This is a genomic window from Verrucomicrobium sp. 3C, from assembly GCF_000379365.1.
GTDB lineage: Bacteria > Verrucomicrobiota > Verrucomicrobiia > Methylacidiphilales > Methylacidiphilaceae > Methylacidimicrobium.
In genome coordinates this window covers 170,707-195,335 of the sequence record NZ_KB901876.1, presented here as the reverse complement: position 1 = coordinate 195,335, position 24,629 = coordinate 170,707, and the positions used below count along the sequence as shown (strand labels likewise).

Annotated in this window: 17 protein-coding genes; 9 read left to right on the top strand and 8 right to left on the bottom strand. The window is 58.8% G+C overall.

From position 1 onward, the window contains the following. Positions 1–32 precede the first annotated feature (32 nt). A complete protein-coding gene (locus tag A37A_RS0111845; RefSeq protein ID WP_020494383.1) occupies positions 33–926 on the top strand; it encodes an NAD(P)-dependent oxidoreductase in 894 nt (297 codons plus the stop codon). Positions 927–931: 5 nt separating this feature from the next. Here A37A_RS0111845 and A37A_RS0111840 read toward each other — a convergent pair whose 3' ends face one another. Next, positions 932–1,747: an alpha/beta fold hydrolase gene (locus tag A37A_RS0111840; protein ID WP_018291707.1), complete on the bottom strand. Its 816-nt coding sequence runs from the start codon at positions 1,745–1,747 to the stop codon at positions 932–934. A 178-nt stretch (positions 1,748–1,925) separates the two neighbouring features. On the opposite strand from A37A_RS0111840, the gene A37A_RS0111830 reads away from it, so the two are divergent. Together A37A_RS0111830 and A37A_RS0111825 are read left to right on the top strand one after the other, a co-directional pair. Next, the gene (locus tag A37A_RS0111830; RefSeq protein ID WP_018291705.1) at positions 1,926–2,699 is read left to right on the top strand and encodes an SDR family oxidoreductase; all 774 of its coding nucleotides are present in this window, start codon (positions 1,926–1,928) and stop codon (positions 2,697–2,699) included. A gap of 419 nt (positions 2,700–3,118) precedes the next feature. Further along, the gene (locus A37A_RS0111825; RefSeq protein ID WP_018291704.1) at positions 3,119–6,217 is read left to right on the top strand and encodes a DUF748 domain-containing protein; all 3,099 of its coding nucleotides are present in this window, start codon (positions 3,119–3,121) and stop codon (positions 6,215–6,217) included. Between the two features lie 100 nt (positions 6,218–6,317). Here the strand turns inward: A37A_RS0111825 and A37A_RS18505 are convergent, their stop codons facing one another. Beyond that, entirely contained in the window at positions 6,318–6,842 is a 525-nt protein-coding gene (locus A37A_RS18505; RefSeq protein ID WP_020494382.1) for a DUF29 domain-containing protein, read from the bottom strand. 87 nt (positions 6,843–6,929) lie between these two features. After that, positions 6,930–7,109 (bottom strand): hypothetical protein, encoded by a 180-nt coding sequence (locus tag A37A_RS0111815; RefSeq protein ID WP_026195807.1) that lies wholly within the window; start codon positions 7,107–7,109, stop codon positions 6,930–6,932. Between the two features lie 235 nt (positions 7,110–7,344). Between A37A_RS0111815 and A37A_RS0111810 the strand changes: the two genes are divergently transcribed. Further along, entirely contained in the window at positions 7,345–7,752 is a 408-nt protein-coding gene (locus tag A37A_RS0111810; RefSeq protein ID WP_018291701.1) for a hypothetical protein, read from the top strand. Between the two features lie 100 nt (positions 7,753–7,852). On the opposite strand, the gene A37A_RS17360 is transcribed toward A37A_RS0111810, so the two are convergent. Both A37A_RS17360 and A37A_RS0111800 read right to left on the bottom strand, forming a co-directional pair. Then, positions 7,853–8,851 (bottom strand): aminoglycoside phosphotransferase family protein, encoded by a 999-nt coding sequence (locus A37A_RS17360; protein WP_018291700.1) that lies wholly within the window; start codon positions 8,849–8,851, stop codon positions 7,853–7,855. 963 nt (positions 8,852–9,814) lie between these two features. After that, positions 9,815–10,732, bottom strand: a complete 918-nt coding sequence (locus tag A37A_RS0111800) for a sugar phosphate nucleotidyltransferase (protein WP_231363924.1) — start codon at positions 10,730–10,732, stop codon at positions 9,815–9,817. Between the two features lie 139 nt (positions 10,733–10,871). On the opposite strand from A37A_RS0111800, the gene A37A_RS18500 reads away from it, so the two are divergent. From A37A_RS18500 to A37A_RS0111780, 4 genes are all read left to right on the top strand, one after another. Further along, a complete protein-coding gene (locus A37A_RS18500) occupies positions 10,872–11,693 on the top strand; it encodes a Slp family lipoprotein (RefSeq protein ID WP_196799611.1) in 822 nt (273 codons plus the stop codon). Positions 11,694–11,838: 145 nt separating this feature from the next. Beyond that, positions 11,839–12,678: an arsenite methyltransferase gene (locus A37A_RS0111790; RefSeq protein WP_018291698.1), complete on the top strand. Its 840-nt coding sequence runs from the start codon at positions 11,839–11,841 to the stop codon at positions 12,676–12,678. A 237-nt stretch (positions 12,679–12,915) separates the two neighbouring features. Then, positions 12,916–13,230, top strand: coding sequence for a hypothetical protein (locus tag A37A_RS0111785; protein WP_018291696.1), 315 nt, complete (start codon positions 12,916–12,918; stop codon positions 13,228–13,230). Positions 13,231–13,513: 283 nt separating this feature from the next. Beyond that, on the top strand, positions 13,514–15,019 hold the full coding sequence (locus tag A37A_RS0111780; RefSeq protein WP_231363916.1) for an IS1634 family transposase: 1,506 nt from the start codon (positions 13,514–13,516) through the stop codon (positions 15,017–15,019). A gap of 267 nt (positions 15,020–15,286) precedes the next feature. Here A37A_RS0111780 and A37A_RS0111770 read toward each other — a convergent pair whose 3' ends face one another. From A37A_RS0111770 to A37A_RS0111750, 3 genes are all read right to left on the bottom strand, one after another. Beyond that, complete coding sequence (locus tag A37A_RS0111770) at positions 15,287–20,473, bottom strand: AAA domain-containing protein (protein WP_018291694.1); 5,187 nt, start codon at positions 20,471–20,473, stop codon at positions 15,287–15,289. Continuing rightward, positions 20,463–20,753: a hypothetical protein gene (locus A37A_RS0111765; protein ID WP_020494379.1), complete on the bottom strand. Its 291-nt coding sequence runs from the start codon at positions 20,751–20,753 to the stop codon at positions 20,463–20,465. The genes A37A_RS0111770 and A37A_RS0111765 overlap by 11 nt, the downstream gene beginning before the upstream one ends. 1,375 nt (positions 20,754–22,128) lie before the next feature. Further along, a complete protein-coding gene (locus tag A37A_RS0111750) occupies positions 22,129–22,800 on the bottom strand; it encodes a HEPN domain-containing protein (RefSeq protein WP_018291690.1) in 672 nt (223 codons plus the stop codon). 719 nt (positions 22,801–23,519) lie between these two features. Here A37A_RS0111750 and A37A_RS0111735 point away from each other — a divergent pair. Beyond that, positions 23,520–24,356, top strand: a complete 837-nt coding sequence (locus tag A37A_RS0111735) for a hypothetical protein (RefSeq protein ID WP_018291688.1) — start codon at positions 23,520–23,522, stop codon at positions 24,354–24,356. Positions 24,357–24,629: the final 273 nt, after the last annotated feature.

Sequence of the window (24,629 nt, the reverse complement as noted above, 5' to 3'; positions counted from 1 at the left end):
TCGAAGGCGCGCCCTGGCGGAAGGAGAATCCTATGCGAATCGGTTTTGTGGGCTTGGGTCGGATGGGTTCGGCGATGGCTGCGCGGCTCCTGGCCGCCGGAGGGGATCTCAAGGTCTGGAATCGGAGTCTCGACTGCACTGAGCCTCTGCAACAGCAAGGAGGGACCGTCATCCGGGATCTTCGGGATCTCGCGGATCGGGAAATCGTCTTTACCATGCTAGCGGACGATGCCGCGCTTCGGGCGGTCGTCCTGGGCGATCCGGGTCTCCTGGCGATTCTCCAGGAGGGGGCGATCCATGTTTCCTGCAGCACGATCACCGTGGCGCTATCCGAGGAGCTTGGCCAGCGGCATCGGGAGAGGCGCCAGGAGTACCTCGCCCTGCCCGTTTTCGGTCGCCCCGAGGCGGCCGCCGCCGGAAAGCTCGTGCTGGTGGCGGGAGGCAAGCTCGCGCTGCTCGACCGTCTCCGGCCGCTGCTCGCGCCGCTGGGCCAGCCGCTCTTCCATGTGGGCGAACGGCCCGAGCAGGCCAACTTGGTCAAGCTGAGCGGCAACTTCCTCTTGGCGACGGTGATCGAATCCCTAGGGGAATCCATGGCCCTTGTCGAGAAGGGCGGAATCGATCGCCATGCTTACCTCGAACTCCTCACGAGTACTCTCTTTTCGGCTCCCGTCTACAGGACCTATGGGGGCCTGATCGCAAACCGCTCCGTTCGGCCCGCGGCATTCCTGGCGACCTTGGGGCAGAAAGATCTTCGGCTTGCCATGGAGGCGGCGGACGCTCTCCGCGTCCCGATGCCGTTTGCAGGACCCTTGCGCGATCGCTTCCTGGCGCTGGCCGCTCGAGGGGAGACGGATGTCGACTGGGCGGCTATCGGGATCGAAGCCGCCCGTGAGGCGGGGCTTGATCCTGCGAAGCCCGAGTAGCCCTCCTACTTGGCGCTCTTGTCTGACACGTCGAGCCAGCGCTGGAGAATGAGGGCCACGCGCTCCGGCTGCTCAAAGGGGGCGAAGTGGCCGGCATCGGGAATCTCGACGTACTCCACACTGCCGCCGCCCTGGCGGATCTCTTCGGCCAGAAGGCGCATGTCGGATGGCGTGCTGGCAGGATCTTCCCCGCCGGCAAGAACACAGCAGGGGACGCGGATCGTCCAGGCCGTGGCGATCGAGTCGGGCCGGGCCGCAAGACCCTCCTGGACGGCAACCAGGCCTTCGGCGGACACGGTCTCCATCATCTCCCGGGCCGCGTCGACCTTTTCCGGCCACCGCTGGCGGGCGCTCGGGCCGATCAGGGAGTGGAGCTGCTCTTCGATGAACTCCGCAATCCTTCCCTCGCGAATCTTAGCGAGGTTCGCTAGGCGCCTGGCTCGGACGGCTTCCGTATCCGCCTGTGGCCGGGAGCAGCAGAAAGCTAGCCCGCAGACGCGTGCGGGCATCGCGCGCCAAATCTCAAAGAGCGTATAGCCGCCAATCGAACAGCCGGCGAAAAACGCCTTGGCGATTGCGAGGTGGTCGAGGAGACGGGCCGTGTCCTCCGCGAGTTTTTCTACCGTGATGGGGCCCAGTCCGGCCTCCGATCGCCCGTGGCCGCGAAGATCGGGAAGAATGACCTGGAAGTTGGGAGCCAGAGTCTCGGCGAGCGGGAGCCAGAAGCGATGGTCCACCGGGGTTGGGTGGAGCAGAACCACCGCGGGCCCGGCGCCAACCGTGGTGAAGAAGAGCGTCGCGTCGCCCGAAGGGAAGGTCATGACTTGAGACTCTTAACAAAACCCAGCCGATCCGAAAAGAAGCCCCAGGAGAGCGCTTGGGAGAGAGGCAGGCTAAAGAAGCTTGCCACATGGGGCTCTCGTGGGCGAGCGGGAATCCGTCCCGTTTTGCTTTTCTTTTCACGCATAGGGCTTTAGGCTGCTCGCACCTCGAAATTCCATGAGCACTCACTCGATTAAAGGGAAAACCGTCCTGATCGCCGGAGGAGCGAAAAACCTTGGCGGCCTCATTGCGCGAGATCTCGCGGAGCACGAAGCCAAAGCGGTCGCGATCCACTACAACAGTTCATCTGCCAAGAAGGCCGTGGACGAGACCATCGCCGCGATCCAGTCCGCGGGGGCCAAAGCGGTCGCCTTTTGTGCCGACTTGACCACGGCGGGGGCCATGGAGCGGCTGTTCGCCGACGCGATCTCCGCGATCGGCCGGCCCGACATCGCCATCAACACGGTGGGCAAGGTCCTCAAGAAGCCGATGACGGAGATCTCGGAATCCGAATATGACCAGATGAGCGCGGTCAATGCCAAGGCTGCCTTCTTCTTCCTGAAGGAAGCCGGCAGGCATCTGAGGGATAATGGGAAGATTTGTACCCTGGTGACCTCCCTGCTGGGGGCCTTCACCCCATTCTACTCAGCGTACGCCGGCACTAAGGCCCCGGTGGAGCATTTCACTCGGGCGGCAGCCAAGGAGTTCGGAGACCGCGGGATCTCGGTGACCGCGATCGGGCCAGGTCCGATGGACACTCCTTTTTTCTACCCGGCGGAAGGCACGGAGGCTGTCGCCTACCACAAGACCGCAGCGGCTCTCTCGAAGTTTTCCAAGACCGGCCTGACCGACATCCAAGATATCGTGCCGTGGATCCGCTTCTTGGTCTCGGACGGCTGGTGGATGACCGGCCAGACGATCCTCGTCAACGGCGGTTACACCACGAAATAGAGGCTCCGAGCCCTTGCTCTCCTGGAAGGGCAGGGCGGTGCGCCTACATAACCTGCCTGTCTCGCAAGCGTTCTCCTGCGGCTTGCGAAATAGGCCCGGCTGCCTTGTTGGGACTTGGGTTTTTGGTCCTCCTCGCAGCATGTCGTCATACAACTCTGGGGGGAAAGCCGACGCCCGGCCTTGCATCCAGGTCCATTCGCTGCGTCTCGAGTACGAACTTTGTAAGATCTGCAGGCTTGCCAGGCGCGGTCGAAGCCTCGTAGAGGATCGCCGCCGCAGGACGGAAGGGGGTGCCGCTTTTGAATGGCTCGCCTCCCGGCGGCTTCCGTTGTCGAAGCGCCTTGTCACCTCCGGGCGGATACTCCTTCTTTTGACAGGGAGGGATAAAAGCAGAATCTTAACAAAAAAATTGCGCGACAATGAGATTCCACACCCTTTACAAACACCGGGTTCCCCTGCTTGCTCTGATCGCGGTGATTTTTGCCGCGCCTCTTCTCCTGGCCACCGTTTTCTCCCACTTCATCAGCAGCGAAACCCTCCGCGCGTACTTGGAACGCCAGATGAACAGCCACCTGAAGGAGTACACGGTCCGTGTCGGCCGGGCCTATTTCCATCCTCTTTCCTTTTCCCTCGACCTGGACGAACTGCTCCTGATGCAGGACAGCCATCCCTTTCCGCCGGTGGCCCATCTCAAGCGGATCCATGCGAGCGTCCACTGGTATGAAATATGGAGAGGGAAGCTCGTGGCCAGTTTCCGATTCGAGCATCCAGCGCTGAACATCGATGTGAACAACATCAATGAGGAAAGGAAGAGCAAGGTCCCCCTCGGGAAGAAGGGCTGGCAGGATGCCATTCAGTCGATCTACCCCCTGAAAATCAACCTGCTGACGATCCGAGACGGCGAGATCACCTATGTGAACGTCAAGCCCTACAAACCCCTGCACGCCCACGCGATCAACCTCACGGCGAAAAACATACGGAACACCCTCCGCGTCTTCCAGGCCTATCCCTCTCCGGTGCAAGGCGAAGGAGTGATCTTCGATTCAGGGACATTTGCCTTGGACGGCCGGGCCAATTTTCTGCAGCAGCCCTTTGCCGGCTTTCAGGGCCGCTTCACGCTCGCGAATATCGATCTGATCTATTTCAACCCCTTGTTGATCGACAAGAACCTGCTGGTTCGCAAGGATGGCTTCCTCTACGTCAAGGGAACCCTGGAAAATGCACCCCGGAAGACCGACCTCGACATCGAGGAGATCCTGCTCAAGGAGATCGGGATCGACTACCTGAACCTTCCCGAGAGGGTCGTCGCGGAACGGGAGACGGTCAAGCGGGCGATGAAGGCGGCCGCCGGCTTACGGAACAAGACGGAAACCAAGATCCGGCTGCGTAAGGTCGAAATCAGCGACGCCACGTTCGGGTACGAAGATAAGACGATCCAGCCGAGCGTTCGCTTCTCGATCGAGCACACGAATCTCTCGCTCCGCAATATCAGCAACCAGTACGCGGACGGCGCGGGATCCTTCCGGCTGGACGGAAAGTTCATGGGTCAGTCGGGGATCGCCATCCATGGGGACTACTGGCTGGAGAAGAATCGGCTCAAGGGGGAGATCGATCTCCAGCGCATCTTCCTGTCCCACTTCCTCCCGTATCTGGAAAAGGAGCGGAACCTTCGGATCCGCAGCGGGGCCATTTCCCTCGCGGGCAATGTGGATTATGCCCCGAGCTCTTCCCATCTCGAGGTCAAGCAGGCGGACATCGACGATCTGAATGTCGACTATCTCCACCTGCCGGAGACGGTCCAACGGGAGAAGGAGCGGGCTGAGCGGGTCGAGAAAAGCGCCAAGAACCTGACCAACAACGCGGAAAAAACATTCAAAATCGATTCGGCGAACATCCGGGGTGCCCGCTTCTCCTATGAGGACAGGACGGCCAAACCGGGCTTCCGGTTCTACATCGACCAGACCAACATTTCCCTCAAGAACGTCAGCAACCAGTTCGCGGACGGTCCGGGAGACTTCGAGCTCGACGGGAAGTTCATGGGCGAGGCGGGGATCGCCATCCACGGGGACTACTGGATGGAAAAGAAGCGACTAATCGGCGGAGTCAACCTCGAGCGCGTCTCCTTGGCCTATTTCACCCCTTTTTTGGAAAAGGAGCAGAACTTCCGGGTGCGCAGTGGGGTCGTCTCGGTCGCCGGGAAGGTCGACTATTCCCCCCACGATTCCGATCTCGATATCCAGCAGGCGGAGATCGAAGGGCTTAAAATCGATTATGTCCATCGTCGCGAAACCGCGAAGAAGGAAAAGGAAAAGGTTGGCAAGGCGCTGAAAAGCTCTAAGAGCCTGGTCAACAATTCCACAAAGAAGATCAAGATCGAGTCCGTGAAGGTCAAGGACGCCTGCTTCGTCTACGAAGACAAGGAGGCGCGTCCGAACTTCCGGCTCTCCCTCGACCAGACGAACCTCTCCCTCCAAAACATCAGCAACCAGTTCGCCGACGGTCCCGCAACCGTCCAGTTGGACGGGAAATTCATGGGCTCCGGAAGCGTCGATCTCGAAGGATCGTACTTGCTAGAAAAGAGCCAGCTCGCGTCGAAGTTCTCCCTTGAGGAGATTTCGCTCCTCCCCCTATCGCCTTTCCTGGCGCGCGATCCGAACCTCAAGGTGCGCAAGGGGATCGTCTCGGCCAGCGGCAGCCTGAACTATTCCGCCCGAAAGAGCGACTTGGTCGTCGATCGCGCGAACATCCAGGGGCTCCGCGTCGACTACGTACACCTGCGCTCCACGGCCGCAAAAGAGAAGGAGAAGTTCCGCAAAGTCACCCGGTCGGTGCAACGGGAGAGCAATCGGTCCGATCAGAAATTCAAGATTGATCTGGTCAAGCTGGAGGATTGCGTCTTCGCTTACACCGACCAGGCGACCGATCCCCCTTACGAGCTCTTCCTCTCCGGGGCGCACGGGCAGCTCGTCAATCTGAGCAACCAGCGGGCCGAGGGACTCTCCCATCTCGATCTCCAGGGGAAGTTCATGGGAACCGGAAATACCGAAATCCGCAGCACCTTCCTCTCCGAGACGAAGCGCCCCGATCTCAATCTCTGGATCGCGATAGATCGGACGCAGATGGCGGTGATGAGCGATTTCTTCAAGGCCTACGGCAAGTTCGACGTGAAATCGGGCCTCTTCTCTTTTTATTCGGCGCTCAAGATTCGGGGCGCGGAAATGGACGGATATGCGAAGCCCTTCCTGAAGGATATGGAGGTCTATGAAAAAGACCCAGCGAAGCGGAGCGACTTCGGCCACTGGATCTACCTCAAGACGGTGAGCGGCGTTACCAAGGTCTTGAAAAACAGCCACAGAGAGGTGGCGACCAAGACTCGCATCTCCGGATCCTTGTCGAACCCGAGCGTCGATGTCATGCAGGCGGTTGGCAACCTGATCCGAAACGCGCTCCTGGAAGCCATCACCCCGGGGTTCGAAGAGGAGAAAGGGAGCGGCCGGGCCCTCTCTTCGGGCCGGTAAGGGTCCGGGGCGCGGCACCGCCGCCCGCAACCCCGTTCGGACCCAATCTTGCCGCCGCAGGACCTCCGAGACGAAAGACCCTAGCCCGCTGTGAAGCAGCCTACATCCGGTAGGGCGGAGGCTTCACGCGCTGCTCGAGTTGCGCGCGGGTGAAATAAATATCCTTCCTCAGGAGTTCGCCAATCTTCCAGGGACACGCTTGCGGAAGATCCTTCTCGGTTACAGGCTGATGGATCTTGCCCTGCTCGTACATCTCTTCGGACTTATCCACAAGTCTCCCGCACGCCGTTTGATACGCTTGCTGGACGATCTCGTCCAACCCGTGCTTCAGGCTTGGGTTTTCCTCCAGCAAGCGAGGAAGCTGCCGTCGGTCCTCATTGACGGTACGTTCCCATCCACGCCCATCCCTCCGTGGATCTCTAGTGAGGTAGGCGATGTAGAGAAGATGTTCCATCAAGGTTTCAAGCCGACTTCGCAACTGGCTCCGCTCACTCCGTCCCAAGGTTTCTACCTCCTCGATTAGGTTAGCCAGATCCACATCGCCGAACCGCCCCTCGCGCAACAGCCGAGCCGTCTCCTGCGTCCAAGCGTAGAAGTCGCGCTCGTAGAGCTTCTTCGCCGTCATGTAGGGACGATCATGTTGCATCGAGGCGGCCGCAAGCGGAAAATGTCGTCGGAACGATTGCCGTCCGCGCTACCTGTAGCCCCTTTGTTACGACCAGCGGCCTTCCGCATGCCGTGCGGCGACGACCGCATTGGCTTCCCGGATGGCGCGCGCCTCGTCTCCGGTCCGTTCCAACCGTTCGTTGGCGATCTTCGCCCAGAGCTCCTTCAAGGCTGTGGTCGTTGCCTTGTGCGTATGTCGTTCGGCGTCGTCCGGTGTCCAGGGCATTTGCTCGTGGTTGGTGGCCGCAGGCGGTTCATCCGCCTGGGGCTTCGATCTTCCGTAAAGAATGGGTGGTTTCTGAACCGTGCGCAACTCTTCGGGTTGGCCAGGCGGGCCACTGCCTCGTACTTGCCGGGCCGCCGGAGGATTCTTCGGACGATCCGGGGCGATCGGCTCATGGCTGCGATCACCGCCACTCCGAGCTTGACCTCCCATCGCGGTTGCGACTTCATAAGAAGTGATGCAACTTAAACCGAGCCATGCGGTTGCGATTGCGGCGATCTGGTTTGCGCTCGGCACTTCGGCATGGGCGTCCAAAGCGTACTGGTACGACATTCATGCAGCCCGCGCCGCCGCCAAGGGTCCTGTCATCAAGCAGATCGGTCCCGAATACGACGAAAAGCCCGGGATCCCGATCTACCTTGGCGGTACGCCGGCTCGCTACCATATCCTGGGGGCGATCTACATCGACGAGAGTCGGCTCATCGAGGATGGCCGGCTCATCGGCTCGACTTGGCGTCCGGTCGAACGGGTGGCTGTCGCGCATGGGGGCTGCGGGGTGATCCTGTTCACGAAGGCGGAGAAAAAGCGCTACTCCCGGGTATCGGGAGATCTCTCCGAGCAGCTTTGGGTCTGGTGCTATCGGTAAGGAGCGGGGGAGAGCTGTAAGCTTTCGGCTGCTCGTGGCTCCTGAAAGAATCCTCTCCTCCGGCGGAGCCGCTCTCTAGTCAGCGTGTCTCGCGAGCGTTCTACCGCGAGGCGGCGAGGCAAAGCTCGACCTGTTCCCGGAGCGGCTCGAGCCCCGGGATTCTCTGGAGCACCTCGGCCAGGAGACGCAGGGCAATGGGAATGTGGCAGAGGAACTCCGCCTTTTTCTTGACCAATCCGAGATAGCCGTAGGCTCCCAGCGCCTGCATGAGCCGCTGGAGCGCCGCCCAATCGAACGCTTCTCCGAGATCTTCCGGCGGAGTCAGGAAGGCCTCCCGCCATAAAGACCCATAATAGGCCCGGAGCTCTTCTCTCCGCTCCGCGTCGAGGGCGACGTAGGGATCGTAGAGGAGGGAGGCCAGATCGTAGGATGCCAGCCCGAGCCGCATCCCTTGGAAATCGATGATAAAGGCTTGCCCCTCCCGGATCAGGACGTTTTGCGACTGAAAATCCCGATGGATCAGATGGCGCGGGAAGGCCGGAAGGGCCTCGGCGATCCGGGTCAGCCGTGGAAGTACTGACAGGCGGGCAAGCGTGCCCGCTTCCAGGTGAAAGAAACCCCCGAGACAGTTCGTAAAAAAATAGGCTTGTTCCCAGGCATAGAGCTCCCGGGTAAACGGGGGTTCGGTCCATAGGCTCTCGAGCCTTGCGGCGCCCCGGGAGTGGAGGATGAAGATCTCCCGCAAGGCCGAACGATAGAGGGGCCTCAGCTCCCGCCAGGGTGCATGGCGATAGCTCCATAGATCGGAGTCTCCCAGATCCTCGAGCCAGAGCAGCCCGCGTTCCGGATCCTGACCGTAGACCCGGGGGCAGCGAACCCCCAAGGAATGGAGAAACTCGCCCAGGGGGCCGTACCGCGCGTTTTCGGGCCGGCTCTCTCCGTAATGGACGAGGATCAGCGAACGCTTTGGCTCGATCTGGATCCGATAAAAGCTCCGATCCGATCCTCCTTTTTCCAGCTTGGTGATCGAGGTCCGGTCCAACTGTCCAAGGGGTACGCGACGGGCGGTTTCCGACAAGAGTTGATCGAGGGGGATCATCTAGCCGCCATTTCTCGTGCGCCGTGAAAAGGGTGCATCGCCCAGTGGGGAGGGAGTGATCTCCACCCGGCAACTATTGCTCCAGCTGGAAGCACCCGGAGCGGCTACTGGTGGTAACGCCGGTGGTCGAAGCCTCTGGGGGAAAAGGCCCGGGAAGCGGGTCAGCGAGCAAGCAGGCCCTAAGGAAAGTGAACGCTGAACAAAGCCTCGAAACGGGCAATGCGGACGCCGAGCTCGTGAGAGAGAAGCGAAGGCCGTTGTCTCCCTGGGAAGGAGAGCAATACGTGCACTGGGGAGAGCCGCCGGGGTATTGGGCGAGGGCATGCGTGCAAAGGACGATGCATCAACACGGGAGGCCCATCTGGCCGGGAGCTCGGGCTGGCCCCGAGCGGACCGACCGCTGCCCTGCGAGGGGCCGAAGCGGGACCAAGTGGGAGTCGGATAGGTCCATACTACCTGTGAGCTCGGAGAAAGTCCGGGGGAGGGAAGGGGCCTTAGTTCAAGGGAAACGTCGGAAGGAGCGAGAACGGAGAGTGGCGGTACGCCTACAACCTCCCTTGCGTGTTCGGAGGCTCCAGATGACGTTGCAGGAGAAAGCGAAGGCAAGTTCGATCTCATCTCCCTCGGGAGCTGTACGTGGAGCTTACCGTGGGCATAATCCTGCACCAACCTTGTCCGGAAGCCGAATGCGGGAAATCCGCCTGTTCGGTTTGATGAGCGGGGAGTGGAAACGGCCGATAGGGAGAGATACTCAGGCACTGTCATACCGAAAGGGGCAACTCCCGCTATGGCTCTCCTACGTCGCACCGCGCCACTCCTCGACTCCACACAAATTTCATGGCCGAGGCGCCGGTGTTCCACCGGAGTTGTATGAGAACATGCTGCAAGGATGGAAAACCAAGCGTAACGAAGCAGACAAGCCTATTGTGCAAGCCGCAGGAGCAAGCTTGTGAGAAATGGCGGCTAAACATCTGCATCCGTGAGCTTCCCCTTGGCAAGACGGAAGTCGCGGACGATGCAGCGCTCGAGGCTGCTGCGGGGTGCTACCTCCGCGCCTTCCCAAAGGACCGAGTCGCGCAGAAGAGCCCCGCTCCCCACCCGGCATCGCGCTCCGATCGCCGTCGCACCTTCGAGAACGGCATCCGGAGCCACCTGAGCCGTGGGGTCCACCCAGCAGAGGGGAGCCCACTCGCCCGGATTGCAATCTAGCTCGCGGTGGACCGACAAATAGGCTTCGCGGGTCCCGAGGTCGAACCAGCGCCCCCGGTCGAGGACGATTCCCCCGATCCTGCCGGATCGGCGGATCACCTCGAGGAAGACGGGGATCAGCGAGACGGCGCCGCTTACCGGGATCCAGCGGAGAAAGTCGGGGGAGAGGACCGCGATCCCCGTATAGAGGAATCGAGGCGCATCTTCCCTTCCGAGGCTTCCGTGGATGTCGATGACCTTTCCTCTCTTCGGATCGAAGCGGACGCGAAGCGCCGGGCCGTCGGATCGGAGAACCAGCGTAGCCAGATCGTCACCCGCTAGATGCTGCTCGATGGCCTCCTCGATCGGCAGGTCGGTAAGGATATCTCCGTTGTGGATCAGGAAGGGCCGATCCCCGAAAAGACCCCCTACGTTGCGCACTCCGCCGGCGGTATCGAGCAGGACGGGCTCGTGGCGCAACCGAATCTCATGGCCCCGGTACCGCCCTTCGGGAAAGACCGCCCCGAAGGCTTCCGGAGCATGGTGGGTGTTCACCACGAAATCCTCGATGCCGACCTGGATGAGCTGATCGAACGCGTAGGTAATGAGCGGCTTGTTGCCGACGGGAATCAACGGTTTGGGCCGTCCCTCCGTGAGAGGCCTCAGGCGGGTCCCAAGTCCGGCGGCGAGCACGAAGGCCGTCGGAGCCAAGGAAGGAAGAGATCGCACAAGCAGAGAAAATGGTCGGTCTGATCGCGAGGAAGCTCCGTGCTTCCCTCCCGCACCGGCGGGAGTGGGCGACCCAAGGTCTTATGCGACTCGCCAGGAGAACTTGCAAACCCAATCGCGCGGAGGAGTGGCGTGCACCTCACCCTTTTGGTTTCGTGATGCGGATCTCGCTCTGCGGGAAGTCTCGGAGCCCGCCCGATTCCCGCAACTCGATCCGTCGGCTGAGGGCGCCGGGCTTGTGAAGAAGCCTCTCTTATGGGAGGCTCTCTTCATGCTCTCCCATTCCGCCCCTCTCGGGCGATCGATTCCAGGTTTCCTTACCTCCTGCGGCTTGTTGGTTGCACTCTTCCTCGGCCCTCTTTTCGCCGCGCGGGGCGAGTCGGTTCCCAACTGGTATCGCAAACAGGCGAAAAACCAACCTTCCTTTGAAGAGATCCAAGCAAACCCGGAGGCCTACATCGGGCAGATTGTCATCCTGGGTGGAACGATCGTGCAGGCCGAGAATCGGAAGAGCGCCTCCTTCCTCCAGATTGTGGAAAGACCTTTGGCCAAGGGGTGGGGTTCGTATCGGCCGAAGAGGACGATCGAGAGTTCCGGTCGCTTTTACGCCGAAAGCCGCGATTTTCTCGATCCCACAAACTTTCAGAAGGAAGACCCGATTACGGTCGCCGGGCGGATTGTGGCTGTGGAACCCGGCATGATCGGCCAACAGAGCTATCGTTTCCCCGTGATTCATGCGACTTGGCTCCATCTCTGGGCATCTCATCGGCCATCGGAAAACGAAGGCGGTCGGGCGGGAGCCAATTCCGGAATGGGCATGGGGATGGGTGGAATGGGAATGGGCGCGATGGGCATGGGTGGAATGGGAATGTATGGGCCCATGGGCGGGATGTACGGCCCGATGGGAGGGATGCCCCCTTACTAAGGAATCGGAATCCCTGTCGAGTCTCATCGAGGCGATCCACGTCCTCATCCCGCTCGCGTTCCGCCACGAGCAAACGTATTCCCTTGTTGACGGGATGCTCATTTCTATGATATTGGAAATATTGTAACAACAAGGAGGCCTCGCTGTGGAGAAGCAACCCTCGATTCAGGAGCTCGTGCAAGCCCGCTACGCGGAAGAGGCTCGGCGAGTCCGCCGCGACGTGAGTCCATCGGCCTGCTGTTGCGGGAAGGCGGCGCCCGCTTCCGGAGGCTGCTCGATTTCCTCGAACCTCTACCAAGCGGGAGAAACAGTAGGGTTACCCCACGAAGCCCTTGCCGCTTCTCTCGGATGTGCCAACCCGATTGCCCTCGCGCAGTTGCAGGTCGGTGAAACGGTTCTGGATCTTGGCTCCGGGGGAGGGATCGACGTTCTCCTCTCAGCACGGCGAGTCGGCCCGCAGGGAAAGGCCTATGGTCTCGACATGACCGATGAGATGTTGGAGCTCGCTCGCGAGAACCAACGCAACGCCGGTTTAGACAATGTCGAGTTCCTGAAAGGCGAGATCGAGAACATTCCCCTTCCCGACCACTTCGTCGATGTAATCCTGTCCAATTGTGTCATCAATCTCTCGGCCGACAAGGATCGAGCGCTTGCGGAAGCCTTCCGGGTCCTCAAGCCGGGCGGACGGATTGCCCTTGCGGACATCGTCATCCGAGGAGAGTTGCCGGCCGAACTCCGCCAAAACGGAGAGGCCTGGACTGGTTGCATCGCCGGAGCTTTGGAGGAATCGGAATACCGGACGAAGCTCGCCACCGCCGGTTTTACCGACATCCGGATCGAGCCGGCCCGAAGCTATTCCGCCTCCGATGCCCTGGAGTTTCTCCAGACGCTGAAGACCGCAGAGCTCGATGCGGAGGTCCTGGCGCCACTCCTGGAGGGGAAATTCATCAGCGCTTTCATCCGCGCTCGGAAGCCGGGGCGGTAACCAGCACATCTCACAAGGTGCGTAGGCGCACGCCCGATCAGCAGCGGACGGCGATTGTCTAGGAGGTAAGCATGCGAACCCTGACAGCTAGAGGCTTCCGAAGCTTTCGGTGCTTGCGGATCGCCGCTTTCCTCAAAGCCGGAAAGCTGAGGTTGGATCTTCCCATCGTAACCTCATAACCCACGAAAAACAGCGAAGAGGCACATTTACCATCCTCTCACGGGCGAGGTACACTCTATGCGGGGCGAATACGTGGCGGCGTGGTTCTTGGATACCGATTACGATGGGATGAGCTTCCACATCTGCCAGACCTTTTTCCCGGGCGACCTACACGCCTGGGATAAGCTCCAGGACGCCCTCAAGGCCTGGATTGCCCCTGAGTCCTTCGAGCGGATGCGCGGCATAGTGTCCTTTCCGTTTAAATCGGGCGAGCATCAGCGCATCGCGGTGAAGGTGATTGATGACCGTGGGAATGATGTGGTGCACGCGGTTGCATTGGATAGCACCACCTACCAACCAAGGATTAGACCATGTATCAGTCGTTCGAAGTGAGCAATTATCGTTGCATTAGTAAGCTAACCGAACTTCCGGACGAAAAGTCAGCGAGACAAGACACGAAGAGGAAAGAGCGAAAAGCCCGTAGCCAGAATATAAATAGAGTTTAGCTACTTTCGTGTTGATGAGTAGTAAGATGGTGTGTATCATCTAAGCCAGAGTGTACATCCAGCGCGTCCGACGCATCCAGAACGGCAAGACCTACGAGTCGGTTCTTTTGCGGGAATCAGTCCGCACTCCGAAGGGACCTCGAGCCCGGACGGTTCTTCATTTGAACCGGATGCCGCCTGAACTCCAATCGGCCATCATCGCGGCTGTCGAAGGCAAGGAGATGGTTGCTCTGCCGGATTTGGAAGTCTCCGCAGTCCTGAACTACGGGGGCTTGGCGGTTTTACGGGAGGCATGGGAGCGGTTTGGATTGGAGAGGCTTTTTGCGTCGATTCCGGAAGAAAGGCAGAGGAAGCTTTTGCTGGCGATGATCTTTGGGCGGATCCTTTTCCCCAGTTCGAAGCTGGCGCTTCGGGAGAAAGCGGTAGGGAGCTTGCTCGCCCGCTCTTGTGGACTGGAGCAGGACGAAGCCTTCGACGAAGAGGATCTTTACGGGGCGATGGACGCGCTGGATGGGCGCTGGAGCGGGATCGAGCGGTGGCTCTATCGGGAGGCCTTCCCCGGAGGAGTGAGTCTTGTGCTTTACGATCTGACGAGCGTCTACTTCGAGGGGGACGGACCGAAGGGGCTGGCGCGGTACGGCTACAGCAGGGACCACCGGCAAGATCGCCAGCAAGTCCTCTTGGCGGTGGCGACCGATCTGGAAGGCATCCCGCTTCACGTGGAAGTGCTTCGGGGGAACCGGTCGGACAGCACGACGTTGACCGGGCTTTTGGTGAACTTGCGGCGTCGGCTCCGGATCCGAGAGGCTACCTTCGTCTTCGATGGCGGGATGAAGAGCCGGTGGAACCTGGAGATGCTGACGGGTCTAGAACTCCAATACGTGACTCGGGCGAACCAATCGAAGCTGCGGGAGCTGGTGAAACTCCTTCCTCGGGACTCCCAGCCGGAGCTTTGGGACAAGACGCGCCTTTTGGAGATCGAGCAGGACGGGGTGGGGTATGTGATCGCCGGAGGAGAAGAACGGGCGTTTCGGGATGCGAACAGGAGAAAGAGGCGGGTGGCGCGAGGGGAAGAGGAACTCAAGGCACTGGCGGAGTCGCTTCCCAAGGGCATCGATCCTGTCCAGCTCGGGAGTCGGGTCGGGCGGAGGCTGGAGCGGCTCAAAGCTCACAAATACTTCCTCTACGGGATCGACGGAACAGGAAGGTTCTTTTGGAAACGCAATGAGGAGGCGATCCGGCAGGAAGCATCGCTCGACGGCTGGTATCTTTTGGAGACCAATCTTCCCGTGCAAAAAGCGGCTCCCGAGACGGTGCTCCGTCATTACAAAGGCCTTGCCGCCGTCGAATCGGCCTTCTCTGATCTGAAAAGCTCGCTTGAGGTCCGCCCCGTCTATCACTGGCGCCCCGATCGGGTCCGCAACCATGTTCGGATCTGCTTCCTGGCCTACTGGCTGACCGCCAAGCTTTCCCAGGAATGGAAGAAGCTTGGGGTGACCGAAGACGTTCGTCGGATCCTCCAGCAACTCCAGTCGATCCGAGTCGGCACCCTTTACGCCGCAGGCAAGGACTTAGGAAAGCGCCTTGCCCATATCCCGAAGCCGCTGGAGAGCTGGATCGACCGACTCGGCATCCGCTCTCTCTTCCGAAATCCGCCGGCCTGGGCGACAGCGTAGCCATAAAGAAAAATCCGGTTGTTCTCTCGCAACCACTTGCGATTTTTGGCCCGGAAGTTCGGTTCGGTCAACGCACTGCTCCAAAAACTCGACCTGCTCCCGCTTTTTGCTCGCCCGCCCAAATGGGGCATGTAGGCAGAACGAAAAACTCTTAACGTTCTGTTGCAATCACTTCCGATACCACACAGCGGAGGTTCGGCTAAGAGTTTTAGCACAGTGGGCTGTACGGTGGGCGGTCTACTCAGGACGAGCTGGCAGGCCGGACTCTCATGCCAGCCCCCGCCGGCGGTAACCCTCGAGAATCTTCGCTAGGTACCTTCTGCGAGCCTCTGTCAATCGCGGACATCTATAGTGCTCAAGTAGCTTCCGCATAACCGCCTCGTCACTCTGCATGCTGTCAGCGGCTGGACCCGGCAAGCGATCGAGCACCAAAAATAACTCTGACGGAGGAATCTCCAAGAGATCCCGTTGTCCCGCGGGTCGTTCTCTGACCCTGGGAGCACCGGTGAGCCGCAGAACTTGCGACTCAAGCGAGAGGTCACCGAGTTCATCTTCCACGACAATCTCCCCCGCCTTCTGCATGCCGTACAAGGCTCTACTCAGGAGGCTCTTCACGGCTTTCCCGGCACGGTGCAACGTAGGACAGCGCTCTATGTATAGCTTGAAGAGCAAGCGCTTGGTGAGCGGGCCTCCCCTTTCTATTATCTGGCGGAGCGCCGTTCGCACGTTGGTTTCCGCAGCACTGCGCGGATCGGGGAAGCGGGATTCCTGCGAATGCTTGGCCGAGGGTGCAGGCCATAGCCCCCCCTCAATCTCGCTAGGAAGCTCCTTCTCGGGCTCCCAATGCTCGTCTGGTTCTTCGTCGTCCTCGTGCTCAGCTAGCCGGGCCTCCCCTGCTGTAACGCTTGGCGCTACTTCTTCGGATTCTTCTGTTATCTCACCTCCTTCCCTGCCTATGGGCCGAATATCTAGATCTTTGCATGCCTCCATAATCCGACGTACAGCGCGATCTCGCTCCGTGTAATACTCCGACTCCCGAACACGGACGAATGTCCACCCTGCTCGCTCCAGCCGCCGCTGTCGAGCTGCGTCCTGCCCAAATCTCTCGGTTCCATGCCAGGCCTCGCCGTCACACTCCACAGCGAGCCGATTGCCTACTCCCTCAACTACAAAATCGATTCGATAGTCTGCGACCTCGTACTGTGGGCGAACCCTGTAGTTCCTACGGAGCAGCTCCAATGCCACGTCCACTTCGAACCAGCTCTCGTAGGGATCTGGCTGGCTGCCCCGCCCCCTAGGCCGACGCAACGCCTCGCGTTCCAGCCGATCCAGCTCTTCGTAGACGGCGTCTAGCTGCGCGGAGCTGCTAAAGAAGTGCAGGAGTCGCCAGCGTAGATCCTCAGGGTTAAGGTCGTGCTCCCCAACGCTATGGGAGAGCGTCACCTGATCTCGGGCCCGGCTCATGGCGACGTTGAAGCGCCGTTTGTAGTCTAGGCCGGTCAAGGTCCTGAAATTGTGATTGGGCGCGACGACAAGCGACAGGAAAATCACGTCCCTCTGGTCACCCTGGAAGGTCGCAGGTACTCCACAGCGCAGTTTCCTCTCCTCACGAACCTTGGAATCAAGCATCTCGGCCAGTTTCCTTTCAATGAACTCTGCCTGGGCGTGACCCTGCAGAACGATGACCCCCATTGTCTTCCCTTCATAGGCTTTGTCATCTATACACGCGCGGATTCGCTCCGCGATCGCTTCCGCCTCGGCACGATTGATAATTCGCTGACCCTCGCCTTCGCACGCGCCTTGGTGAACAAACTGTGACTTCAGCGGTGACAGTCGCTTGGGAGGAGGCTGGCGCAACGGTATCAAGGGAGCGTCTGTGTAACACAGGTCGTTGCTGAAACGAATAATCTCGGGCACGCAGCGAAAATGCTCGCGAAGGGAGATCACGTTTCCGAAAGCGCGTTCGGCATGATCATAGAGACTTGTGTCAGGGCGGAACTCTTCACGGAAACGAAACTCGCCCAGACAATCACCCGCGAGGCGCGCGATGTCGTCTTCACGGATGCCGACCGCCTCGGGGCTATTCTGTTTATCGTCGCCGACAACGATGATACGCTTTGCCAGGAGAAGCAGCGCCAGGGCCTCGATTCCGGCTTGTGAAGCCTCATCCACGATCACCGTATCGAAGACCCCTGGCGTTGGGGCCGTGGTCTCCCACACTTTGTGGAGGGGCATGATCCAGGCCGGCATCTTCGGGATGCAGGCCATCAAATACTGGCGGGCTGTTCGTCGGTGCTTATAGGCGTGTTTACCCGTTCCCTTTCCAATGCGGGCAACCACCTTTGTCCAAGCCGTGAGGTTTTGCTCCGTCGTGTCGTCCAGACGCTCGAAGAAGGACTTCCAGGCTTTGAGCGCCGAAAGTTCCTTAATTTTCTCCTCGATCCTGTGCGGCAATTGATCGTTTATTCTAGTGAGCTCCTCGTAGCGCGTCGGATCCGTCACCCTGCGGAGCCAGGCTCTTGCAGCGGCCCAGGCCCACGCCTGTTTGAGGTGGTGTAGCCGACCCTTCCAATCTGGATTGCCTTGAGCCTCCCGCAGTAGACTTACAAGCTGAGGACACACCACACGAATTGTGTCCAGCAGCTCCTGGTAGCGCCGAAGGCGATCTCTTTCCAGTCTGAGGCTTTCCCGCACATGCCAAGCGTCGTTCCACTTCTGCAGGTCACGGTTCTCGCTGGCTTGGGCGAGCTCAGTCATGCAGGGGTGCACATCCTCATGGCGAAGGCTCTTGATTGCGCGCCGCCACGCTTCCACCGGTTCTCGTGCCCGAAGTACCTGGCGCCGGGCTAGTTCAGCGTCGATCAAGCAACGCCATCTTGAACGCTCATCACGTTCCGCAAGCGCCACTCTCCTATCGGCAGGGACGGTCTCCAAGACTACGCGATCTAGGGATCTGAAGAGCTCCAGCAGGTGGCGGAGCTCCTGGTCCAGCTCTGAAACCATCCGTGCTGCACGCCTAGGATCGTCGAGTCTGGGGCTTATACTGGCCGGCCACACCTTATAAAACTCCTTAAGGCAAGCCCTCAATTCCAAGAAGCCAACGAGCACGGCGAGCGAGTCTGGGGTATATGGTTTGCTTCCGTCGACTCGGCAGCGTTCCTCGACGTAGCAGGTCTCTCGGACGACGCGAGGAACAAGAAACCATAGGCCTCGTCGACCACCGTTTCCAAAGTGCTCACGTCGTCGCCGGGCATCGGCCAGGAGCTCTGCCTCATCCACGTCGGACGGAAGGTGAATCGGCACAGCGCCCGCACGCCCGCGTGCTGCGTCAATCCGGTTAATGAGGTCAGTAACCTCCCGTGCGAGTTGACCCCAACGGGCATCTCCGCCAGCCAGCAAATCCTTCAGGATCTTGTCTGTCAGGTCGACACCAAGTATTCGGCCCGCCCGGGTCGCGCGTTCCTCCAGTTGACTTAGACATGCCCTACATGCCTCCAGAGTCTCCTCAGAAAATTGCTCAAGCGGACCCAGCTGTTCCTCGCGCAGCCCCGCATGCGCAACCTCCGCTGCACGTTCTGCGGTACTCAGCTTCTCGATTGCTTCTGCGAACTCGCCGGGATTAGGAAGGGAAAACGCCCCGATCTCCAGGCGAATCTCTTTCAAGCGCTCTTCAGTCAAGGCGGCATGAACGTCGGCGAGGAACTCGATATCCTCAGGCTGGAGAGGGCAGCAATTCTGATCATCCGGCAATTCGGGAAACCAGCCGTACGCGTCCCTTTCCTTCTCGCTCCGTCTCGCGATCTGGGCAGCAGTTCCATGATACCCACCAGGAAGGCTGTGTGAATGGGTTTCGGCTTCGCGACACTCGCGCAGTTGGCGGTCAATCTCCGCAAGTCCATCGTCAAGTTCGCGGAGTTCCTTTTCCAAACGCTCGATCTTGATCTCACCCCGCGCCCGCTCCTCGCCTCTCCATTCGCTCTTCCGCGAAAGGATACCCCGCACGCTATCTTCCAGGAGCCGATGGTCCTCGCGGCTCGAGCCCAAAGCCGTGACGCATAGGTCCCGGATGCCGGGCGGTAACAGATCCCGCAGCACCGTCAACGCCTTGTGTGCGTGGGCCGTGACCAGCACACGTTTACCTGTTGCCAGGAGATGACAGATCAGATTAGCGATGGTGTGACTCTTTCCAGTCCCCGGAGGCCCCTTTACAAGCACGTAGGGGCGCTTTCTGAGACACTCAACGATCCGCCGTTGTTCGTCGTTTGTGGGGAGGGGGTAGTAGAGTCGTCCATCGTCTCCATCGCTAAGGTCGAAATCGGCGTCGAGTCCTCCGACTGCAGAATAACTCGACGGTCCGCCCTCGCTCACGAAACGGTCCCAAGGCGCTGTTGTTGCAAGGGCCGCCTCGCCCTCATAAGCCTGCAGAAAACGGCCAATCAGTTCCTCATACGCCTTGGGGCGCCGCTCACGGAGAACGAGCGCAGGTGCGTAGAGGATTCGAAATATCTCGTCCGGCCGTTCGAACGGCTTCCAGGCGTTTTCGTCGACTTCGCCATCTGCGCTCGCCTTGTTCGCGATAATTCGGAGGATCTCAGCGACCCTTGCCTTGTCCCAAGCCCGAACGTCAAGCTCCTCCAGCAGGTCTTCGATATCGGTTCCCTGCAGGCGAGGTTGGTCTTGGAGTTCCAGCATGTCCAGCTCAACACTGAAACTCTCAAAGGAGGTACCCGGACCTACTCCAAGGACACCTCGCCCCGCATCGAGGGTGATTTCAGCAGGGGCCGTGAGAAGGTGGCGTTTCACGGTCGAGCCGGTTGAATCCCGCCACTGGAGGAGTCCTACCGCCAGTAGCAGTTCATAGCGCTCCTCGGCTTCCTCCAGCCGCCGGTGCATGAAATCCGCTGTCTCATAGACGTCTTGAACCTGTTTCCACCATCGCATTTCCTGCGCCCAAGGTTTCCACTGGTTATCAAGATACTCGAGCCAAGCATCCTGCACCTGGGGGTAATCCTTAAGGTGCCGGACCTCTGGGAGTTTCTCTACTGACGCATGGGTTCCCCCAGGCCGTGCGTCTGGATCTGTCAGGCGCTTGTCAATAAGGGGAGTCATTTGGAGATTAAGAAGGTCGATGAGCTGAGATGGCTCCTTGTCGATGTACTCCTCTGGGTGGTCCTGAAATCTCTGAGAGATCCAGTCTTGAAGTTCCTTGGACAGGGGCGGGAACCGTGGCCTGTGCTTCTTGCGAACCTCCAGCCAGAGATCAGGGATATTCTGAGCGTTATCTGCGATAAATGCTGACCTGCATGCGTCCCGCCAAGTTTGAGGAAGGTCGCGTGGGAGGTCAGCCAACCAGAGAAGTCTATCGGCGTCTTCGTAAGCCGATATGCGCTTCTGGCGGAGCCAGGCCGTCTCCTTGAGAAAGGAGAGAAGTGCTTTGTCTTTCTTACCAATCATTCCACAGCGCCTTCACGTTTCTGGCGATCGCGATGAGGTGCTCCCCATCCGTCCGACCAATGGAAGCGGTTTTTAGACTGATAGTTTGGGTGTCTTTTCCTCCCCCAGGGTTTGAATCGAGAGGGGCGGGCAGCAACGGGCCGTTGCCAGTCCCCTCCCGGTTCGTTCTTGGGGTTTCTTCCAATACCTCTAAGGGTGTCTGGTATTCAAGCCCCAGATGCAGCCGCTCCCTGTTGTAGAAGGCAAAATACTCCGCCAGTACGTGCGTCAACTCGGCCACCGTTCGAGGTTGACCGGCGAACCTGAGCCGAACTTTTTCCACTCTGATGCGGAAGGCATGGCAGCAGAGGTTTAGCCTCCATTTCTCGTGCGCCGTGGAAAGGGTGCATCATCCAGTGGGGAGGGAGTGATCTCCACCCGGCAACTATTGCTCCAGCCGGAAGCATCCGGAAGGGTTTCCCTGGTAACGCCAGTTGCCGCAACCTTTGGAAAAAGGCCGGAAATGGGGAAACTGTGCGGCAAGGCGGTGATGATCCTTCCGTCGCCGCTGTCTTAGCGATTGATTCACCGGATTGCGAAAAATGGTTTTACAAATAAGTCTTAACTAGACGGTGATTGCGTAATGGAATCCTGAATGTGGCCAGTCAAGAGGGAAATCACGCGAGCGTGCCGCCTTCACATGCAGAAGAATGTCTTCGAGAAGGAGAACAGCGCTTTCAAGACGCTGTCCAGCGAAGTCAATTCCGTCTCGAAGACGTAGGCTTTTTCGAGGCCGCCTGCGTGGTCAACCCCTCACTATCCGGGAACGAGTCTGGTAACTTTCTTGAGAGGGTAATGGCGCTTCATCCGGCGCTGGTGGATTGGCCGCTCTGGGTAGACACTCGGCGGCGCAATTTGGGAGAGTTCCATCCCCGCGTTGATTCAGGGGCGGTGGAATGTCAAGTCATCGGCGGAAAGTACTCCGTGGCGTTACCACAGTTTTGGAGAATCGAGCTCATCGGTCGCTTTTTTGTAGAAGCTGTGTTTGAGGAAGATACAGTCGATAGGGTTTCAACACGCGTGCTGGATCCATGTTGGAGAAGCCGCCGTGTGATTGATGCGATAAAGTACTGCTTAGCTTTTGCAAAAGAACTCGGTGTCGGAGCGAATACCCGTCTTGAGTTTGCGTTTAGATGGACTGGCCTGCAGAGAAGAGTCCTTCGTCAGGGCGTGCCGTGGTGTGGGCTTGGTAAGAGGCCTTCCCAACGAGCCGATGTTCTATCTCAAACTGCTCTACCCGTATTAGCAGGAAGGGCGGAGATCCTCGATTCCGCTAGGTATGCTCTCGCTCCGTTGCTTGACCTTTTCGGTGAAACGGTTTCTCCGCGAGAATCGTTGGAAAAGTGGCGTCCGGATTTCTGGGAGCAATCGCCTTAGCCGAGTTCCCGCGTGCGCCGTCGAGAAGGTGCATCGCCCCGTGAAGAGACCGTTTTCCTCAACTGAGAACTGTCTGAAATTCCACGGTCTCCTAAAGTGATGGCGCCAGAACGGAAAAACCGTGGCGTTCTGCTGCAATCAGTTGCGACACTACACAGCGGAAGTTCGGATAACTCCCTCCCCACTGGGCGATGCACCCTTTTCACGGCGCAAGCGGCAAATCCGTTGATGATATCTTGTCAACTGCTAGCGTCAGCTCGCACCACGAAGTTCTTAAAGTGGAATTCTAGGAAATCGTGTACGTTTTTTAACATCTCTTTTACGCGGTAATGTGTATATTGATCGAACTCTCCGTGAACGGCATGATTACGTATATCTCCCCAAGCTGACATGTCTTTTAGAGTAAGGGAATTAATAATACCATTTTCGAAAAGTGTTTTGCCAAGTGACGAAATATTGTTGCTGGACCCGACGACGTAGCCATGATTCGCGCATAACTTACGCAAACCGTGCTCGAGAACCGCTCCGACAAGGCACGCGGCTGGATCTTTATATCCTTCCTCTACAAGGTATTCGGCACTATCAAGAAAGGAATCGAATATGTCCGCCGATATGTGCCATTCGAGCTTCCTTAATCCGTTGTTTTTAACATCTTCTCGAAAAGCTTTCAAAATCTCCATGCCACCCTTAACGTTAGAGCGATATGAATCGGCAACAGTTTTAAACGTCTCGACGTATGTGTGTTTCTCACTCAAACAGTTGTTCAGGAACGTGAGGCATTTTGCTTTCCATCCTATAAACAATCCGAAATCGACGTTGTATGGAGGTGTCGGAGACGGACTACGAAGAAGGTTGTCGGCTTCCAAAATTAATTTATCAAGCCTGGTCAGAATCTCTTGTTGGTTAGACATTGGCAATGTCTTTCCGATTTATTTCAATGATCTGGGTGAGGTACTCCCCATCCGTCCGACCAATGGAAGCGGTTTTTAGACTGATAGTTTGGGTGTCTTTTCCTCCCCCGGGTTTGAATCGAGAGGGGCTGGAGGAACGAAAGCGTTACCAGATCCCCTCGCGGTTCGTTGTTGGGGTTTCTTCCAATACCTCTAAGGGCGTCTGGTATTCAAGCCCCAGATGCAGCCGCTCCCTCTTGTAGAACCGGAAGTAGCTGTTAGGTCCCGGATGATTGCGTACTTCTTTGTGGAAGAGATGCGGAGGGGAGTGTTGCCATGTTTTGAGAGCCTGAGGCAAGCTTTCATATTTTATCCCGATTTCTCACCGATAGCGAGCATACCGGAAGGAAAAAGGGCTGGCGACTTGGAAACAGGTTGGGTTGATGGGCAGGCTAGGCTACCGGAGGGATGCGGCCAAGGCGAGCTTTCTGGATGTGAATGCGTGGATCACGGCTAGGCTTGGCAACGGCAAGAAGAAGGCCAACGCTCCGGCGTAGGCGGGAAGATGGAAAAGCGTTGGACAAGTAGGCCAAGACAAACGCAGAAGCATTCCAATCGGTTTAATAGTATAAGTTGAACGTATGGAAGAAGCCCCGACGCAGACAGCGGCTCCCGCTGCCACGAAACCCCCGGAAACGTCCGGCAACCCATCATCGCTTGTGCCCGAGGGGCAGGACTGGGTGGCGTTCTTTCGCGCCGTGATCGTCCTCGGTGCGCGGCTCAATCCAGAGAAAACCCGTGGCAATGTCAATTGCCCCTGCCATGACGACGACAAACGCAGCCTGCACCTGGCGCTGGAGGATGGAAAATTCCGGTTCGAGAGCAAGGCGGGATGCTCCCAGGAAGCGCTAGCTGCGAAGTTTTGGCATAACCAAGTCTTTGCCCCGCCAAAACCGACTATGGCCCCGGAACCGTCAAAGCGGCCGGTGGACCCGGAACCGGCGACGGTCGCCAACTGTCCGGCCAACGATTCGCAACCATTCCTTAACGTCCTTCCCGGCAAGATCCCGCTCGCTTTGTGGCCCGGCTGGATTCCGGGGAGCGGACTCACGTTGATTGACGGCTACCCTGGAGACGGCAACGCGGCGGCATCTCTTTCGATTCTGGCCAACTTGTCCAACGGTAGGATTCCGGGGAGCGGCGAGGCGTGCCAGCCGTCGAAGGTAGCCTGCTTTTGCACCAAAGATCTGGAAGACATCGTTTTGAGCAAGCTTCTGGCCGCCGGGACGAAACGCGAAATGATCCTGTTTCCCGATTGGCGGAAACAACGGTCGCTTTCCGCCTGGGCACCCATCTTGCGCACCCAGGAAGTCAAGATCGCCTACTTGGACCTACTGCCGCATTTCGTTGGGAATGCGGGGCGCGACGGGGAGGAGTTCGACCAAAGGCTAGCGGAGGTCATCGACGCCTTCCGTGAAAACGGCATTGCCATCCTCGCGTGCCCCGGAATCGTGAAAGCTCCCATCCGGGGGGCGAGCCGCAACCGGCCCATGTTTGGTGAAAATCGACTATTTTGACGATGGCTCCAGGGTTGGGGAACGAACTTTTGCAAAAATGTAGTGCCACACTGTGAATAACTTTATCGTATGCTAGTGGCCTTTGTAGCTTGCTATTCTCGATGATAAACGGTAATGCTATTTCATGTTTCTACGCACCCTGCGGTTGCGTCGGAAGGACGGGAGCGAGGCGGAGTATGTTCGGTTGGTGGAAAGCTACCGGGAAAAGGGACAGGTCAAGCAGCGGATTGTCGCGACTCTCGGCCGCAAGGATCTCTTGGCGCCCCACTTGGA